This is a genomic window from Janibacter sp. FSL W8-0316 (genome assembly GCF_038004165.1).
Classification (GTDB): domain Bacteria; phylum Actinomycetota; class Actinomycetes; order Actinomycetales; family Dermatophilaceae; genus Janibacter; species Janibacter indicus.
Genome location: NZ_JBBOQX010000002.1, coordinates 1 through 18062 on the forward strand (window position 1 = coordinate 1; position 18062 = coordinate 18062).

Below are 18062 nucleotides of genomic sequence, written 5' to 3' on the forward strand. Positions count from 1 at the left end.
AGCCTCGCGATGAGTGGACCGGTTACGGCTGTCGAGCCGTCGGTCCGGGGCGCTGGGTGTGCTCGGCGAAATCGTCCTCACCGCAGGGGTGCTCGTCCCACTCTTCACCGGCTGGCAGCGTCCAGCCGGCGATAGCCAGACGGAGCGCCGCACGCCGATCCCCTTGCGGGGCCAGGGCAAGCGGCCATGGCCCTGAGATGGTCAAGTAGCAGCTCCGCCGCGGTACTTTGCACGACGCCATCCGCGAGGGCCTTGTGCAATGTAGGCCGCGTGTCGTGTGCAGTCTTCGATGCATCTCGACAGTGGTCTGCGGTGTCGCGTTTGACGATCGTCACCGCACACCGACCCTCAAGCGCCCCTACTCAGACGGTTGGCATAGCCGCAGAACGTTGCCGAACGGGTCTGTAACTTCGATGGTCGGACCGCCAGGGAAATGCGGATCGATGCCCGGGCGAAGCTTGGGGTGGGGTCGCGACCTCAGGTCGGCAAGAAGGGCGTCGACGTCGAGCACGGGTATCCAGGTCACCGAACCGGGAACTCCATCGCCGTGGTGCTCAGAAAGGTCTATGACCGCATCGTCGCGCCGTGCTCGCACATACACGGGGAAACCTGGTTCGAAGCGGTGCTCCCACTCCATAGTAAAACCGAGGTAGCCGAGGTAGAACTCCCGCGCCAGTCGCTCGTTTTGCACTCGGATCACAGGTATCGCTGCTCCGAAGCCGGCTGTAGAGGGGGTCAGCGCGGCGTGCGCAATGTTCCATTCTCGATATCCGAGTTGATGCGCAATCAGTTCGAGCGCCTGGCTATGCGTGATCGACACGTCGAGCGTGGCGAGTGAGGTGCGGAGCGCGCGGGCAGCACCCTTGGCCTGATCGAGGGTCGTCGTCATGTCGAGTCTCTCTCTGGGTGTGCAGTGCAGCCGGCGCTCGCGTTGCCGACCGAGACACCCACCGAGGGTTCTCGCGGACGGATCAGAGGTCCGATCACTTCACCTCACCGATGATCGGCGCGAGCGGCAGGCGTGATCGTCAGCCCGCCAACAATGTACCGGAACTCGGTTCCACCGGAGCCGGTCGCAGCTGAGCATCGTTTGAGCTACCGCGTCGCTAGGGGCCCGCAGGTGGGGGCGTGTAGGCGGGATGCCGACGCGCCCCCACCTGATCAAGAGGCTGTTCGGTTCCAGGTCACCTGGCCCTTACACGACTTCTTGATGAGGTCGGCGAGCGTCTTGAAGTCCTGGGCTCGCGATGTAGGCCAGTAGGAACCCTTCTCGACCGCTGGGAAGAGGCCGCTGGCGTACCAGGTGTCCCCGGGGTCGGGCATCACAGGAGTCTGCATGTACGGGGCGAGTGCAACGAAGCCACACAGCATTCACGTTCCTGACCGTTACCGGCTGAGACCCGCTTCAACGTGGTGCGCAAAGAGTCGTTTGGGCTACATCGACAGGAACGAGCCCAGCACCGATGCGAGCTGATGCGGGTTCTCCTCGGCCATGTGATGGCCCGATTCGATCACGGCCGTTCGAGGTGGCTGCTCACACCAGGACTCCCAGATCGCACCTGGGTCTGCGTAGAGGTCTTCCATGTCGTCATCGCGTGACCAGGCGACGAGGGTGGGGCAAGCGATGCGCCGGCCGGCGTCACGGTCAGCTTCGTCATGGCCACGGTCGACGTGCAGGCCGGCGCGGTAGTCCTCGAGCATGGCGCGCACGGTTGCGGGGCTGTTGATGGCGGCAACCATGTCGTCGTGGTTCTCTTGCCCCATGCGCTGAGGATCAGGCCGATACCAGGCCATCGGGTCTGCGGTGATCACACGTTCAGCCTGCTCGGTGGCGAAGAAGAACCAGTGCCACCACAATTCGGCGAAGCGAGCATCCGCGCGCTCGAGCGCCTCCACGATCGGGACGCAGTCGAGGACGGCAAGTTTCTCTACACACCGGGGATGGTCAAGCGCGGTGCGGTAGGCGACGTAGCTGCCCCGGTCGTGGCCGACGACGCTGAAGCGTTCATGCCCCAGCTGCTGCATCAGATTGACGATGTCGAGTGCCATTGCGCGGTCGCTGTATACGTGGTGCTCGGCATCTGGCTCGGGGGTGGATGACTGCCCATAGCCCCGAAGGTCGGGGCACACCACGCTCATCCCACGAGAGGCCAGGAGCGGCGCGACGAGATGCCATGTGGTGTGCGTTCGAGGATGGCCGTGCAGCACAACAACCGCAGGACCCTCGCCCCCCGTTCGCACCCGAAGCCGGACTCCATCACCTACTGGGACGGTGGACGTGTCGAAGCTATCGAAGAAGACCACCTGCCAATCATCGCCCACGGTGAAGCGCTGCACCTGACCTCTCGGCGTTCCGGTGCAAAAAGGATCGAGTTTGAGACCATCAACCGTGCCGCTCACGCGGCCTAGAACACCACACCGGAAGTGACAACCAGATCTTCAGCAGTCCCAAGACTGTTTTTCCCTCACTGCTCTGGGAGGGCGTCCACTCCGGGGTTGTCGCGGCGAGACCTGGCCGTCTCGTGGTAGTTGATCGGTGTGTGGTCGAGGACCTTGTTGAGCATGACGGCGAAGAATCGCTCAGGGCTGACCTCGTGCGGGACCAGGTCTCTTCGGAGGGTCACAGGGGGAAGCGCGCCCAGCTGCTGTCGCATTACCGCGTCGTCGTCATCGTCCTCGACGAGGAGCTCGAGTTCGCCCAGCGGGGAGGGGTCGATCGGTGCTTCGTCGTCGGGGTCTGCCCCGGCTTCGTCGGCGCTTGGCAGCGGTCCGGAGTACTCAGGGACAACTAGCGCGACTGCGTGGTAGGCGTCCTCTTCGCGGCCAAGCTTGGTGAGCAAGTCGACCAGCCATTTCGCCTTCTCGTGACTCTGCTCCCAGCAAGTCGAGCGAAGTCCATAGACGAACCCGCACGCGGCTTGTGGGTGACGTAGCCGGAGGTTCTTGGCGTCTCCGTAGGACTCTTCGACTCGGTTGGCGGCGTTGTTGCCGAATGAGGAGTCCATGCGCTTGGTCGAGATCAGCACCTCGGGGCCGGTCGACCAGTGGCTGAGGATGACGTCGACCTGTTTGAGGTAGTTCTTGCCGAGGATGTTCCCGCTGGCGGCGCCGCCGTTGCGGCGGCCACCCTTGGCGATCCTCTCGCGGAGATCCTTAGCGGTCTTGTTCGGCTGGCCCTCGACGAAGTCGAGAACGTCCTTGGAGATGACCCTGGGGGGTTCTTCTCGCGGCCAGACGCGGTCCGGGTCGAGACCAGCCCGGCGAAGTTCGTACGCAACCCAGACGTCCAGGGCCAGAGCGGGGACACCGGAGGTGGTGGCGGCATCGAGTAGAAGGGGCACCCCCAGAAGTCGCTGAAGGACTTCGTAGTCAGGCGCGAACACTCCAGGCTCTACCCAGGGATTGGTGCGCCGACCGGGGGCCTCGGTGACGATGGGGTCGAAAAGCCGCCAGGCTTGAGCCTTCTTGGTGTCGTCAGCCACGGGAGACCTCCCGGGCGCGGTCCATGCGTCGCTTCGCCAGAGCGTCGCGATCAGAGCGGATCGCGGCTTGAGGCTTCTTTCCAAGGCGGAGGGCTCCGGTAAGCAGGACCTCGTCGACGAGGTCGACCGCCTGAAGGAGATTGCCGGTGCGCAGAGCCGCGGCGACCTTGGGTCGAAGCGCGGTCAAGGCCTCCGCGTGCGCGGTCACCAGCGAGGGCGAGGGCACGGCAAGTAAGTCTGCCTCGCGTGGCTCGATCTTGAGCATGCCGCCCCCGTACGCCCGGCCGACCGTCTCGGCCGAGAGGAGAGTGACCGAGTTCAGGCTAGCGATCGGGAGCAAACGACGGCCGAGGTCGCTGTGCTCCTGGCGGAGGTAGACCCCATGCACCGAGTTGAGGTGGTGGGCTCGAACACGGTTGGTCGACAATCGCGGGGTGTCCGCGTTCATGTAGGTGAGGAAGAGGTCAGCAGGCCGGAGGTAAGGCACACGCCACCACGGGGTGCGAACCTTGCACTTGTAGGCCTCGTGCACGTCAAGGGCCTCGCCCGACGCGATGTATCGCAGTGCCGCGGCGGACGGCTTCGCAGCAGGCCGGAAGAGGTGTGTTGCCTGCCCGGCGTTCCCGAGCGCCTTATGTGCGTCGGCGCTGAGGGACAGTCCGCGCAGGTGACGTGAGCCGGGGGGTGAAAGCTTGATGACGTCGGAGGGCGCGAGGCCGAGCTCTGCGACCTTCGCGGGGGAAAGTGCGAAGAACTTGTTGTTGCCGGTGACCATGCCCAGCGTCGTGTCGCCCCAGTCCTCGAGGAGCCCGAAGCCCTTGTGCGAGGTGGCACGGGTGAAGGCAGTCAGGCCCGAGGGCGAGAGCATTCCGCCGGACCATTTGGCGCCTCTGGTCGGTGGCGACCACGTGCGTGCGAGAGGCAACCCATCGAGTCCTGCGGCGTCGCGGACCTGGACCAGGCTCATGTGGTCGGTGCCGGTCTTCCCTTCCGGGTCGTAACCGCCCGCGAGCAGGAGCACGGCGTCGACCTCGACACCGGGAAAGACCCGCTCCTCAAAGAGTACGAGGGAGACCTCTGCGAAGTGACTCATGAGGAACGAGCGGACGGGTGCGGCGTAGTTCACGGTGAGCAGCTCGGCCGGTAGGACAAGTGCGAGCCGGCCCTTGGGGCGGAGGTGTAGCGCGGAGTGGACGGTGAAAGCGGCCCATGACGACGCCAGGTTCGTGAGGCTCACACCGGCGCGCAGTGCGGCCTCGCGGCTCTTGGTGCGGGCCGCGCCGGTCCATCCCTGGTAGCGCACGTAGGGCGGGTTGCCGACCGCGGCGTCGTACTTGCCGAACTCCTCGTGGAGGAAGAAGTCGCGCTCGTGCAGTTCGGCGTTGACCCCGGCATCGCGCAGGGTGCGTCGGGCCTCGTCGGCCGAGCTCTTGTGGATCTCGACGCCGACCACCCGGCCGGTGTGCTCTGGCGCGATCTGGTGGAGGAAGACAGCCTCGCCGCACGATGGTTCGATCACGTCGTCGCCGTGAGAACGGATCGCCCACTGAGTGATGTAGCGGGCGACCGGTTCGGGGGTGAAGAACGCTCCCCGGGCCTTTCGCAGATCAGCGGTGTCCTCGGGAAGCATACGGCCATCCTGCCGTACGGCGAACGCCGCTTCGACCCGCCGCGCCCGGGGGCAGAGGCTGACGCTACGACACGGCGGGAACCTCGGCACGGGAGGTCGTGGAGCCACACGTGAATCCCTTTGCCCAGAGGGCGACAGGCGTGCGTTGACGATCGTCAACGCACACTGTCGAGTCGGATCCGTCCTCGATCCGCTACCTTTCGAGAATGGCTGATACCGAGAGCTCGACCCCTCTAACTCAGTGGATCTGCGATGTTTGCGGCGAGGACATCACCGACGCGACCCGGGGCCTAGTGGTGTGGCGAAGGGGCAATAATCTCTCGCACTACGGGTTCAAGGTTGTTCACAAGTCGATCGACGGCCGTGGTTGCGATCCGGGCGCTTCGGCGGGCTATACGGCAAGCCTCGACATCTCCGCCTTCCTGGGTGATGTGGGGCTAGCGAGATTGCTAGCGTTTCTGAGCCCGGGGCCGCTTATCAAGGATCGTGAGGGTGAGCCGTTCTCCCGCGCACAGGACCTGGACGAGTACGTGGACCTGTTTCGGCGGTTTCAAACTCCTTGGTACGAAGAGGCCCGCGGAAGGTGGAGCGACTCAGAGACGCAGCAGAAGCTCGCGGACGCGAACGAGATCTACCCTTACACCCCCGATGTCCTCGTCCGAGTTGCCCGGGGACAGTTGGACTAGCGCGTGACCGGGCGGAGCCGACGTGCCTCAACCCACTCCTGGACGACGAGGTCTCGTCCTGTCCGACTGACGACGTAGGCGACGAGGGCGACCCATTCCCCCACGCCCTCCTGAGCCCACTGGAGCACCAGACCCTCGCGCTCCGGACCGTCGGGGACGCTGACCCAGCAGTGCCGGCGGCGCGCAGAGCCGCTTACCGGGGGCCGGGGCACGTCGACACCGGTCGACCGGTCCTTCAACGGCACACCGGCTCGAGTCGGTGGAGGTGGGATCGTCACGATCGCGCGAGCCTACGGCGCCCGAGTGACATCGCAGCGCCCGGGCGCTGTCCACGCTATGCCTAGATTCAGGCCTGCTCGCCCTCCCGGCTACGCCCTGGGAGCGAAGGCCTCCTATCCAGACGTGCCTCGCCGCGCGGAATCCCGTTGGGGCTGCCCTGGCACCCCGCCCTCCGCTGCACGTAAAGGGCGCTGGGGGACTACGGTTTCGCGCTGATGGGTGATCAAGTGCGAGAGATGGAGGCCATCTGGTCCGGCTCCTGCCCAGAGTGCGGTGCCCGGATCGAAATCGGTTCCCAGATCGCCAAGGGAGAGGGCCACGCGCGGTTCACCTGCGTGGCGTGCTCTCGCGTGAAGCCGACACGATCGGCGCGGGTGGTCTTGGCTCGGCGAGCGGAGCCGTGTCGCGTGTGCGCGACGCCTATTGCCGTCGGCGATGAGCTCGCTCGAGGGCTGGGCGGGGCCTTGGTGTGCATGCGCTGTGGCGAAGAACCTCCCGTCGACGAGCACGGGAACCCGCGCGTGGTGTCTCGGCGGAGCAAGGAGTGTCGGCGCTGTGGCGAACCCGTCGCCAAGGGCGAGTGGGTCACGGTGGCACCCACCGGGGAGCACGTGTGCACGCTGTGTTCGAAGGATCCGATGGAGTTGCTGCGATACTTCAACGCCGAGCGCCGGCGCAGGAAAGGCAGCGGGTGAGCGACTTGCCCCCGCCATTTCGAGGCCATGTACCTACCGCCGCTCGGGCCGGGGCTGTCGGTGCGCTACGCGAGGCTCAAGGCATGCGCCCGACACCCCGTTCTCCGACCCTCGCCGTGGCTTTCGCTGTTCTCGCCTACCTCGGCGCCTTTGGCCTTGGCGTCTATGTCTCGGTCACGGCGCTGTTCAATACCGTCTCGTCCAACGCCGGCAGTTCGCCGGCCGACGAACTCGTGCTCCACGGGTTCCTCACCGGCCTAGGCTTGCTCTTTGGTTATTACGCGACCGCGAGCCTCGGCCACGGTTGGACTGTCGAATGGCTGCGAGGTCGACGACCCAACGCATCAGGCAGTGGACTACTCACTGCGGGAGCTGCCTTGGGCGCCCTCCTGTTGGGGTACTGGGCGATCGGCCCATTCGTCCCTGAGACGTACACACGCGTCAGCGAAGCTGACGGCAACCTTGCCTTGGCAGCCCTCGACGCTTTCATCGGAGCCGCTGTCGCCGAAGAGTTCATCGTTCTCGCCCTGCCGGTGGTGCTCCTGCGAGCAATCGCGCCGAACACTCTCCGGGGCGCTCCGTTGCTCCTCGTCCTAGGGTTGCTGGTCTGCCTGCGCATGGCCTATCACCTCTACTACGGCTGGGCAGCGCTAACCCTCCTCCCGTGGGCGTTGGTCGTCAGCGTCGTCTACCTACGTTGGGGGCAGATCTGGCCGCTCGTCATCGAGCACACGATCTACAACACTTCCCTGGCTGCGATTCGCGCCGACCTGATCAGCCGCGACATCGCCCTGGCGCTGCTCGCCCTCGGCGCCGGAGCCTGCATGGCCGTCGGGCTTGCGCTCAGGACTCACCAGCTCCGAATCAGTCCCCACGACGCTGGCGCCACCACCGAACTCAGCACGGCAGCGACGGCGGCCACCACGGCATTCAGCGACCACGACGGTCGTCAGCATCGCTAATCGTCACGCACCCCGCGCAGCGCCGGTCCTCACCCTTCCGCTCAACCGTTGCGGCGGCGTGGCCGTGTCGGCAGGCGGGCAGGAGCAGGCGGGAGTGTCGCGTCGTCCCGGCGGGATATGGCTGCTGCGATGCCGAGGGTCACGGCCTCGTGGACGAAACCTGAGCGCCCCAGGGCGCGGCCGAGGTCGCGGCGGTCGGCGACGATTGCGCTGTCCATTCGCTCGACCACGTCGTCACTGAGTGGATACGTGCGCGTCAGGCCCTGACCGCCGCGACGTCGTTGGGGCTGCTCCACGCCGGCGGCCGCCCGGCCCGCCGGCCCCCGGTCGATGTGCAGCTCGATGACGCGGTGGAGCCACCCGATGTACGCATCCGGGCACTGAGGATCCCGGTCGAGGTCCGACAGGTACGCCGCACGTGCCGTCGACCAGACCTGTGGGTCCCAGTACAGCCCGATCGGGCTGCTTCCTTGCTGCATCGTCACTCCTCGTTCGTCGCTGCAGCGGCCTAACACCTACGCCGCTGCATCTTCGGTCCCCGCTCGAGGTGCGCACCACGCCTGGAGAGGGCTACCCCTCCCCCGCTGTCCCCAGCCCGAGCAGGAAGAGCACGCCTGTCCACACCCTGCGACGGGCCACCGCTGCGGTAGCGCCTGCGCACCAGACTAGACCTTGTCAGTTGTTTCTAGTCTAGTCGCCTTTGGAGGGCACCATGAGCACCACCACCGCAACCCCCGTCGTGGGCCAGGTCGTCGACGTCGACCCTGCCACGCTCGTCATCGGCGCCAACGTGCGCGCCGACACCCACCCCGACGCCAAGGAGTTCGCGGCGTCGATCAAGGCGCGCGGGGTGCTGGAGGTGATCACGGCGCACGCCGACGAGGACGGCACACTCGTCGTCCAGCGCGGGCAGCGCCGAACGATCGTGGCCGCCGAGGTGGGCACGCCGAGCGGGACCGTGCCGGTGCGCGTCGTGGAGCGGCCCGAGGAGGCCGACCGGATCGTTGACCAGCTGACGGAGAACCTGCACCGGACCCGGATGCGCGAGAGCGAGGTCCGCGACGGCGTCGAGCAGCTGGCCCTGCTCGGCGTCTCGGCTGCCCAGATCGCCAAGCGCACCGCCGTCAAGCGAGAGACGGTCAACGCCGCGCTGACCGTCACGGGCAGTAAGAGCACGCGCGAGCGGATGGACGCACAGGGCTTGACCCTGCAGCAGGCCGCCACCCTCGCGGAGTTCGAGGACGACGAGGAGGCCGTCGCTCAGCTGGAGCGCGCCATCGGCTGGGGCAATTCCATCGAGCACGTCGCCCAGCGGCTGCGCGACGAGCGCACCGAGCGCAAGGCCCTGCTCGCGGAGGTCGAGCGGCTGCGCGCCGAGGGCGTTCCCGTCGTGGACCCCTCCGAGACCCCGGACCCGCTGCATCGCCACCGCCTGGACTCGCTCGTCACCACTGACGGTCAGGACGTCACCCCCGAACAGCGGGACGACCTGCCGGGGATCGCCGTCGTGCTCACCCCCTCGTGGGAGTGGCCCGAGAACGACGAGGAGGAGGACGAGGAGGCCGACGCCGTGCTCGTGTGGGAGCAGACGTGGGTGTGCACAGACCCGCAGGCTGCCGGACTGGTCTACCGCTACGACGCCACCGGCCACTCGCCCGCGCACGTCGAGGACGAGCAGCAGGCAGAAGCAGCCCGCGAGGAGCGGCGGCGCGTGCGGGAGAACAACAGCGCATGGCGCAGCGCGGAGACGGTCCGGCGCGAGTGGCTCGCCGCGTTCGTCGCCCGCAAGACCGCACCGAAGGGCGCAGAGGCGATCATCTGCGAGGCCGTGCTCACCGCCCCGCACAGCCTGACAAAGGCCATGGGCGCACGACACCCGATGCTCAGGAAGGTGACCAGCCCCACCACCGAGGGAGAGGACTACTACGGCGTCGCAGCCGCCCAGGCGCTGGCCACCCAGCCGACCACGCCCAAGGCGCAGACCATGCGCACCCTCGCCGCCGTGCTCCTCGCGTGGGAGGAGAACACCGACGTGCACACGTGGCGCAACCCCGACCCGTGGGACCGCCGCATCATGGCCGCGCTCATCACGTGGGGCTACGAGCCCAGCGAGGTCGAGCAGCTGCTCACCTCACACGACAACGCAGACGAGTCCGACGAGGCCGCGTAACCAGCCACATCCACCAGACCGCCCACCCCTACTGGGCGCGGAGCTCCTGTGGAGAACTCCGCGCCCAGTAGACTAGAAAAAATAGACTTGCTTGCATCAGCACGACCTACCACCGAGAGGAACCGTCGATGTCCCACCAGATCGAAACCCACGCCAACACCGCCGCCGCCCTGTTCGCCCGCGTCGACCCGTGGCACCGCCTCGGCACCACCCTCGAGGGCGAGGCGTTCACCGCCGAGCAGGCAATGACCCTCGGCCACCTCGGAGGCTGGGACGTGCGCAAGGTGCCGCTGTCCGCGTCGGAAATCACCGCCGACGGAGTGACCCAAATGGACGTCCCCGGGTTCGCCACCGTGCGCACTAACCCCTTCACCCGCACGCCCGAGGCCCTGGGCGTCGTGGGCAGCGCCTACCACCCCCTGCAGAACGAGGAGCATGCCGAGTTCCTCAACCGCCTGGCCGACGAGTCCGGCGCGATCTTCGACACCGCCGGATCCTTGCGCGGCGGGCGACAGGTCTTCGTCACCATGCGCCTGCCCGAGTCCCTGAAGGTCGGCGGCAGCGACCGCGTCGACCTGAACATTGCCGCGCTGAACTCGCACGACGGGTCGAGCGCGTTCCGCCTCCTCGTCACGCCCGTGCGCGTGGTCTGCGCGAACACGCAGGCAGCGGCTCTGCGCGACCACAAGGCGAGCATCAGCATCCGTCACACCCGCAACGCCAAGGCCGCCGTGCAGACCGCCCGCGAGGCCCTGGGGTTGACGTTCGCCTACGTGCACGAGTTCGAAGCCGAGGCCGAGCGGATGATCAACACGACGATGACGGATGCGGACTTCGCCGCCTTGACCGCCACCGTCTTCGGCACCCCCGACCGAGACGCACCGGCTCGCACGAAGAAGGCTGACCGCCGCCGCACCGACACCCTGACCCGACTGTGGGCCGACGCGAGCACGCAGGCCGACGTGCGACACACCGCGTGGGCCGGCTACCAGTCGGTGGTCGAGTACATCGACCACTTCGCCCCGGTCCGCACCAAGGGCGACGCGGCCACTGCGCGCGCCACGCGGCTGCTGACCAGCGACGACCCGACCCGCATCAAGCACAAGGCGTGGGCGGCGCTCACACCCGCCTGACCCCTCCCCCGTGAAGGCTCCCGGCGCGTGCGCCGGGAGCCTTCGCGCTGTGCGGTCACCACAGCGGCAGCTGCTCCCCGAAGAGCCTCCGTAGACGCTCCTGATCCTGCGCGACCAACCCCGGGTCACGGCGGGCAAGGTTGCGCAGCTCGCGGGCCCGCCGACGTGACCCGCGCGGGTCCCCCAAGGGCGATCCCGTCAACTCCTTGCGCGCCGCCCACTCGCGACGGTTGGCCACATAGGTCGAGGCCACGACGTGGCCCGGTCCGATGCGCTGACACAGCGGGTTGTCGCACCGGTGCCCCAAGAGCTCTATGTCCGCCAGCGACTGCACGCCGTGCACCTGCGCCCAGGCGAATCGGTGCGCGATCACCACGCGACCGCCGATCCAGAACCGACCGTGTCCGCGACCGCTGACCGCGCCCGTCCACCATCGGCACTCCGAGCCGGGCACGGTCACCGTCTTGTCGCGCCATCGCTGCACGCGCACCGGATCCGCGACAGCGGCAGCCAAAGCCGCCAGCCCCGCACCGTCCAGCCGCCGCGCGCCCATGTCACTCCTCGCCTTGGTCCCCGCGCGTGCCGTCCGGCTCGGTCCCGCTCGTCCCGGTCGAGATTCCCTCGCCCTCCCCCTGCTGCGGTGACTCCTCGGCCTGCTTGATCAGTCGCCCAGCCTCCCGCCGCCCGACCTCCGGGCCACACCACTGGAGCGCTTCCTTCATGCTCAACCCCTCGTCCAGCATCTTCCGCAGCGCCCGACCCGACTGCAGCTCGCACCGCAGCACCGCCGCGTCACGCTCCCGCAGCGCGACCACGACGTCCACCCCCAGGCCGCTCAACCGCTTCTCCCGCTTGTCCCGCTCCGCCTTCATCTCGGCCTGAGCCTCCAGCACCGACTTACGCGCCTCCTGACGCACCGCAGCCTGACCCACGATCCTCTCCCTTCATCCAGACGAACCTGTCACCCTCACTAAGCCCGCCACACCCCCTCCCAAGGACACCCCAGACCGAACAATTCTTCGCCACCTCCCCAGATCATCACCGCGACCACCGACCACGCACAGAACCGCACCCGCGTACCTACCAATTTTCTAGAGCCCCCAATCCCGACACACCTCTTGCATTCCCGGAGTTGATCGTTCAACGACCGTCCGCGAACCCACTCTGCGCGTGCTTAGTGCGGGTGTGATGACCCTGCACAAGCTGACGGCCGGGGGCGGGTACGACTACCTGACCCGCCAGGTCGCCGCCCACGACTCGACCGAGTTGGGCAGCAGCACGGGTCTCGCGTCCTACTACACCGAGCGCGGCGAGACCCCCGGGCAGTGGATCGGGTCCGGCATGGCCGGCGTGGAGGGCCTGACGGCCGGTGACGTCGTCACGGCCGATCAGATGCACGCCCTGTTCGGGCTGGGCATCCACCCGCTGGCCCACGAGCGCCAAGCAGCGCTCGAGCAGGCCGGAGCGACGGCCGAAGAGGTCAACCAGGCCGCGCGGATCGGGCTGCCCTTCAAGGTCTATGAGGGCGACGTGAGCGACTTCCGGATCGAGGTGGCCAGGGCCCTGACCGCCTACAACGAGAGCCGCGACCTGCCCCGCGACCACGCCGTGCCCGTCGATGAGCGCGCACGCATCCGCACGCAGATCGGCACGGAGTTCTTCCGCGCCGAGCACGGCCGCGACCCTGCCGACGCCCGCGAGCTGGCGGCCACGATCGCCAAGCACTCAAGGCCCAAGACGACCGCGGTCGCCGGTTTCGACCTGGCGTTCAGCCCGGTGAAGTCCGTCAGCTCGCTGTGGGCCTTGGCCGACCCGACGTTGGCCGCGCGGATCGAGCTGGCGCACCAGGCAGCGATCAAAGACGCGCTGGCGTTCATCGAGGCACACGCGCTGTACAGCAGGACCGGCACCAACGGGGTCCGTCAGGTCGACGTCCAGGGCTTGGTGGCCACCGCCTTCACCCACCGGGACAGCAGGGCCGGCGACCCCGATCTGCACACCCACGTCGCGGTCGCGAACAAGGTGCAGACGGCGGAGGGTAAGTGGTTGAGCATCGACGGGCGGGTGCTCTACAAGGCTGTCGTTGCGGCCTCGGAGACCTACAACACGTCGCTCGAGCGGCATCTGACGCGGGATCTCGGGGTGCGTTTCGCGGAGCGGGCCAACCCTGATCCGCGCAAGCGTCCGGTGCGGGAGATCGTCGGGGTCGATCCGCGCCTGAACGAGCGGTGGTCGGCCCGGCGGGCGAGCATCCAGATCCGCAGGGCCGAGCTGGCGCGCGAGTTCCAGACGACGCACGGTCGTCCCCCTTCGCCCGTGGAGTCGATCAAGCTCGCCCAGCAGGCGACCCTGGAGACCCGCGAGGCCAAGCACGAGCCGCGGACCTTGCAGGAGCAGCGGGTGCTGTGGCGGGGACAGGCTCGCGAGGTCCTCGGCAGCGACGACGCCATCAGGAGCATGGTCGCCCGCTCGGTCGGTGCCGCAGCGGCCGACGCTCCGGCGCACGTGAGCCACAAGTGGATCCTGGAGACGTCGCGGGAGATCCGAGACGCCATGCAGTCACGGCGGTCGACGTGGCAGACCTGGCACGTGCGCGCCGAGGCACTGCGCCGCGTGCGCGCTCAGGACGGACTGGCCCCGGAGCAGGTCGAGACGGTGGTCCAGAGGCTGACGAAGCGGGTCCTCGAGCGCGACTCGATCCGACTCACTCGGGACCACGACCCGGTGTCGGAGCCTGCCGCGCTGACCCGGGCCGACGGCCAGAGCGTGTACACCGTCCACGGCTCCGCGCACTACACCTCCACGGATGTGCTGGCGGCCGAGCAGCGGATCGTGGCCGCCGGCGGCCTGACGCGCGGACGCTCGATCGACGCAGCGCACGTGGATCTCGCGCTGCTGGAATCGACCGCCAACGGCGTCACCCTCAACGCTGGGCAGTCCTCCCTGGTGCGCGAGATGGCCACCTCCCCCGCGTGCGTGCAGCTGGCGATCGCGCCCGCCGGCGCGGGCAAGACCACCGCCATGCGGGCCCTGAGCACGGCATGGACCAACGGTGGCGGGACCGTCTTGGGGCTGGCGCCCTCCGCGGCGGCTGCGGCCGTCCTAGGCGAGCAGATCGACGTGGCCACCGACACCCTGGCCAAGCTCGTATGGTCCCTGCAGAACGACCCGGACAACCTGCCCGAGTGGGCGCACGCCGTTGACCGCAACACGCTGCTCGTCATCGACGAGGCCGGCATGGCCGACACCCTGTCCTTGGACGCGGTCATCACCTTCGCGCTCGAGCGCGGAGCGAAGGTCCGCCTCATCGGTGACGACCAGCAGCTCGCCGCGATCGGCGCCGGCGGCGTGCTGCGCGACATCGAGGCCACGCACGGCGCGCTGCGACTGAACGAGCTGATGCGCTTCCGCACCCCAGGTGAAGGCGCGGCCTCGTTGGCGATGCGCGACGGCCGCCCCGAGGCCGTGGGTTTCTATCTCGACCACCAGCGGGTGCATGTGGGCGACCTGAGCACCATGACCGACGAGGTCTTCGACTCCTGGCGGCATGATCGCGGCCAGGGCCGCGACTCGATCATGCTCGCGCCCACCCGCGACCTGGTCGCCCAGCTGAACGATCGGGCCCGCACCCACCGCCTCGACGGCGCCGAGGCCGAGTCCAGCGTGCGCCTGTCCGACGGCCTCGACGCCTCCATCGGCGACCTAGTCATCTCACGCACCAACGACCGCAGGCTGCGGGTATCCGCCACCGACTGGGTCAAGAACGGCGACCGATGGCGGGTGGTCGACGTCCACAACTCCGGGTCGATCACCGTCCAACACCTGCGCCACGACCGACTGGTCACCCTTCCCCCCAAGTACGTCGCCCAGTCCACCGAGCTGGGGTATGCCTCCACCGTCCACGGCGCCCAAGGCGTCTCGGTCGACGCCAGCCACGCCCTGGTCACCGACCAGATCTCACGGCAGTCCCTCTACACGGCGATGACTCGCGGCGCCCACGAGAACCACCTGTACCTGCAGGTAGTCGGCGACGGCGACGAGCACAACATCATCCGCCCCGAGACCATCCGCCCCGAGACCGCGACCGACCTGCTCGAAGGGATCCTCGCCCGCGACGACTCCCCCGTCTCGGCAACCACACAGATGCGCGTGGACGCCGACCCGGCACGTCTACTCGGTGACGCGACCGCCCGGTACACCGACGCGCTGTACTTCGCGGCGGAGGACCTGGTGGGGCCAACCGCTGTCGCCGCCCTCGAGCAGGGTGCTGATGATGTGGTGCCTGGCGTCAGTGCTCAGCCCGCGTGGCCTGCGCTTCGCTCCCACCTGATCCTGCTGGCCGCGCAAGACGTCGACCCCATCGCCACCCTCCAGCACGCCGCGGCCTCACGTTCACTGGATGAAGCAGTGGACACGGCCGCCGTCTTGGACTGGCGGTTGGACGACTCGGGTCACCGTGGCGCTGGCGTCGGCCCGCTCCCGTGGCTGCCGGCAGTCCCCCGCGCGCTGCGCGAGCACACCACGTGGGGGGACTACCTCGAGGCGCGGGCAGACCTCGTGGCCAACACCGCCGCTACGGTGCGCGCCGACAGCGGCGCTCAGCCGGTGTGGGCCCACGAACTGGGCGCCCACCTTCCCGAGGACGTCATCGGTGACGTCACGGTCTGGCGCGCCGCGACCCGCGTCGACGAGGGCGACCTGCGCCCCACAGGCCCCACCAGCCTGCAGAAGGCAGCGTTCACCTGGCAGAAGAGCTTGGACCAGCGGATCGCCGGCACACACGAAGCCGCGCTCGAGCACTGGGGCCACCTGCTGGGTGGGTGCGTCGGCAACGACCCGCGGTTCCTGCCGGTGCTCGCCGCGCGCCTGGCCGCGATCTCCCGCGCCGGAATCGACGCCCCCGCAGCCCTGCGCCGCGCCTTGGACGAAGGGGCGTTGCCCGACGACCACGCCGCTGCGGCGCTGTGGTGGCGCATCAACGCCCACCTCTCCCCCGCGGCCGCCGAAGCCGTGGCCAGCGACCACGCCCTGCGCTCCACATGGCAGGACCGCCTGCCCGACCTCGTCGGCGCGCAGCCGGCCAGCGCGATCCAGTCCAGCCCGATGTGGCCGCACCTGGTCACCGCCGTCGACCGCGGACTGCAGATGGGGTGGACCCTCGAGACTCTGCTGAACACCAGCCACGTCGAGGTGCCCGACGCGGATCTGGCCCAAGCCCTGACGTGGCGGGTCGGGTCGCTCACCGACCCGGTGCCCGCCCTCGAGGACGCCACGCCACCCGACCCTCAGGACGAACCGCCGCCGGCGGACCTGTGGCACGGCGACGTCGTCGACACGCACCATGCCGACCTCGACGCGCCCGCCGACACTCACGACGTCGCGGACGCCGAGCCGGATGCCGCTGCGAGCGAGCACGACATCGAGACCGGGATCGCGCTGGCCGCGATGCGCCGGCCGCTGCTCGACCTCGAGCCGTCCTCCCGAGAGCTCGAGCAGCAGATCCAGTGGGCACACGAGGCCGACATCAGCGAGGTCTCGCCCGAGCGCCTGGCCGAGGTCAACGCGATGACGTGGCGCTTCTTCCAGTCCCAGGAACCCGACAGCTGGGTCCCCGAGCACCTCCGCGACCGCTTCGGGCCCCTTGCCGCGACAGTGGACGCCGGCTACGCACCCAACACCTGGACTGCGCTGGTGGACCACCTGCGCGCGCGAGGTGTCAGCGATCAGGAGATGGAGATCTCCGGGGTGGCCACCCGTGCCCGTACGGGTTCGCTCATCGACCGGTTCCGCGATCGCGCGGTCTTCCCCATCGAGCACCGCGGTGACGTGCTGGGGTTCGTCGGGCGTCGCCACCCCGAGGCCGGCGACGAAGACCGCAAGGGGCCCAAGTACCTGAATACGGGCGACACGCCCCTGTTCCACAAGGGAGCGCAGCTCTACGTCAGCGACCCGCAACTGCTGCGCCAGGGCGCGACCCCTGTCCTTGTCGAGGGCCCCATGGACGCCATCGCGGTCACGCTCGCCGGCGACGGCAGGTACGTCGGAGTCGCTCCCTTGGGTACGGCCCTCACCCCCGAGCAAGCCACGCAGCTGGCCGGCACGGAGGTCACACCTGTGGTTGCGACCGACGCAGACCTGGCAGGGCGAGTCGCGGCAGAGCGCGCGTACTGGATGCTCGCTCAGCGCGGCATCGACCCGTGGACCGCCGACTTGCCAGACGGCAGCGACCCCGCCGACGTCCTGCGCGAAGGGGGCCCCGCCGCCTTGGCCGCCAGTCTCGACGACCGCCGCGCTCTCGGATCCCTCCTCGTCGAGGAGCGGTTGTCCAATCTCGAGCCGCCGGCGGCGCTCACGGCCGCCGCTCAGGTCCTCGCCGCGCGGGATCCTGCAGCCTGGCAGGACGGCCTGGCCCGGATCGGCACCCGCCTTCACCTGTCCGAGGTGGCTACCCGGCGCGCGCTCCACTCCCAGCTGACGCAGTGGGACACCAACCCGGCCGAGCAGGCACAGCACCGCCTCGACGAGGCGCAGCAGGTCAAGGACCGGCTCCAGCACGCCGCCGACGCGCCGCCGACCGAACGGTGGGCCCCACTGGCCCGCGCCATCGACCCTCGCCTGGTCGAGCAGTCCGACTGGCCCGCGCTGGCCAACATGCTCCAGCACGCCAGCGACCAAGGACACGACGTCGCTGCTGCCGCGCACGAGGTGGCGCCCGCGAACGACCCGCTGGGGATCCAGCCCGCGCAGGACCTGCGCTACCGCCTCGCCGCCCACCTGCCGGAGCGCCCAAGCGGCGCGCGACCCACGCCGCTGTCCCCGTCACGAGGTGCGCAGCTGGACCGCAAGGCGACACCGCCCTCCACGCACCGCCGCGGTGTCGACCGCGGCCGGTGACGGCGGCTCGACCCGATCCCCGGATGCAGAGATCTGCATACAACAGCCCTTGTATGCAGATCTCTGCATCCGTGTATCCACGCTCGTCGCCCGCCACGAAGAGCCCATGCCGCGACTGATCCAGCAGCCGC

Annotated in this window: 12 protein-coding genes; 5 read left to right on the forward strand and 7 right to left on the reverse strand. The window is 68.7% G+C overall.

What is annotated here, in order from left to right:
• Positions 1 to 358 precede the first annotated feature (358 nt).
• From NYE39_RS16825 to NYE39_RS16840, 4 genes are all read right to left on the reverse strand, one after another.
• Positions 359 to 889, reverse strand: coding sequence for a glyoxalase superfamily protein (locus tag NYE39_RS16825; RefSeq protein WP_140764491.1), 531 nt, complete (start codon positions 887 to 889; stop codon positions 359 to 361).
• A gap of 545 nt (positions 890 to 1434) precedes the next feature.
• The gene (locus tag NYE39_RS16830; protein ID WP_341013495.1) at positions 1435 to 2400 is read right to left on the reverse strand and encodes an alpha/beta fold hydrolase; all 966 of its coding nucleotides are present in this window, start codon (positions 2398 to 2400) and stop codon (positions 1435 to 1437) included.
• A gap of 65 nt (positions 2401 to 2465) precedes the next feature.
• The gene (locus tag NYE39_RS16835; protein WP_341013497.1) at positions 2466 to 3482 is read right to left on the reverse strand and encodes a hypothetical protein; all 1017 of its coding nucleotides are present in this window, start codon (positions 3480 to 3482) and stop codon (positions 2466 to 2468) included.
• Entirely contained in the window at positions 3475 to 5112 is a 1638-nt protein-coding gene (locus NYE39_RS16840) for an N-6 DNA methylase (RefSeq protein WP_341013499.1), read from the reverse strand. The genes NYE39_RS16835 and NYE39_RS16840 overlap by 8 nt, the downstream gene beginning before the upstream one ends.
• 206 nt (positions 5113 to 5318) lie before the next feature.
• Between NYE39_RS16840 and NYE39_RS16845 the strand changes: the two genes are divergently transcribed.
• The gene (locus NYE39_RS16845; protein ID WP_341013501.1) at positions 5319 to 5798 is read left to right on the forward strand and encodes a hypothetical protein; all 480 of its coding nucleotides are present in this window, start codon (positions 5319 to 5321) and stop codon (positions 5796 to 5798) included.
• Positions 5799 to 6855: 1057 nt separating this feature from the next.
• Positions 6856 to 7734, forward strand: coding sequence for a CPBP family glutamic-type intramembrane protease (locus tag NYE39_RS16850; RefSeq protein ID WP_341013503.1), 879 nt, complete (start codon positions 6856 to 6858; stop codon positions 7732 to 7734).
• A gap of 41 nt (positions 7735 to 7775) precedes the next feature.
• Here the strand turns inward: NYE39_RS16850 and NYE39_RS16855 are convergent, their stop codons facing one another.
• The gene (locus tag NYE39_RS16855) at positions 7776 to 8213 is read right to left on the reverse strand and encodes a hypothetical protein (protein ID WP_341013505.1); all 438 of its coding nucleotides are present in this window, start codon (positions 8211 to 8213) and stop codon (positions 7776 to 7778) included.
• Positions 8214 to 8446: 233 nt separating this feature from the next.
• Here NYE39_RS16855 and NYE39_RS16860 point away from each other — a divergent pair, with 233 nt between their 5' ends.
• Both NYE39_RS16860 and NYE39_RS16865 read left to right on the forward strand, forming a co-directional pair.
• Positions 8447 to 9904: a ParB/RepB/Spo0J family partition protein gene (locus NYE39_RS16860; RefSeq protein WP_341013507.1), complete on the forward strand. Its 1458-nt coding sequence runs from the start codon at positions 8447 to 8449 to the stop codon at positions 9902 to 9904.
• A 128-nt stretch (positions 9905 to 10032) separates the two neighbouring features.
• Entirely contained in the window at positions 10033 to 11037 is a 1005-nt protein-coding gene (locus NYE39_RS16865) for a DUF932 domain-containing protein (protein ID WP_341013509.1), read from the forward strand.
• Between the two features lie 55 nt (positions 11038 to 11092).
• Here NYE39_RS16865 and NYE39_RS16870 read toward each other — a convergent pair whose 3' ends face one another.
• Positions 11093 to 11590 carry a hypothetical protein gene (locus NYE39_RS16870; RefSeq protein ID WP_341013511.1) on the reverse strand — a complete coding sequence of 166 codons (498 nt, stop codon included), beginning with the start codon at positions 11588 to 11590 and terminating at the stop codon, positions 11093 to 11095.
• Between the two features lies 1 nt (position 11591).
• Entirely contained in the window at positions 11592 to 11969 is a 378-nt protein-coding gene (locus NYE39_RS16875; RefSeq protein ID WP_341013513.1) for a hypothetical protein, read from the reverse strand.
• A 256-nt stretch (positions 11970 to 12225) separates the two neighbouring features.
• On the opposite strand from NYE39_RS16875, the gene mobF reads away from it, so the two are divergent.
• Positions 12226 to 17931 (forward strand): MobF family relaxase, encoded by a 5706-nt coding sequence (gene mobF, locus NYE39_RS16880; protein ID WP_341013515.1) that lies wholly within the window; start codon positions 12226 to 12228, stop codon positions 17929 to 17931.
• Positions 17932 to 18062 lie beyond the last annotated feature (131 nt).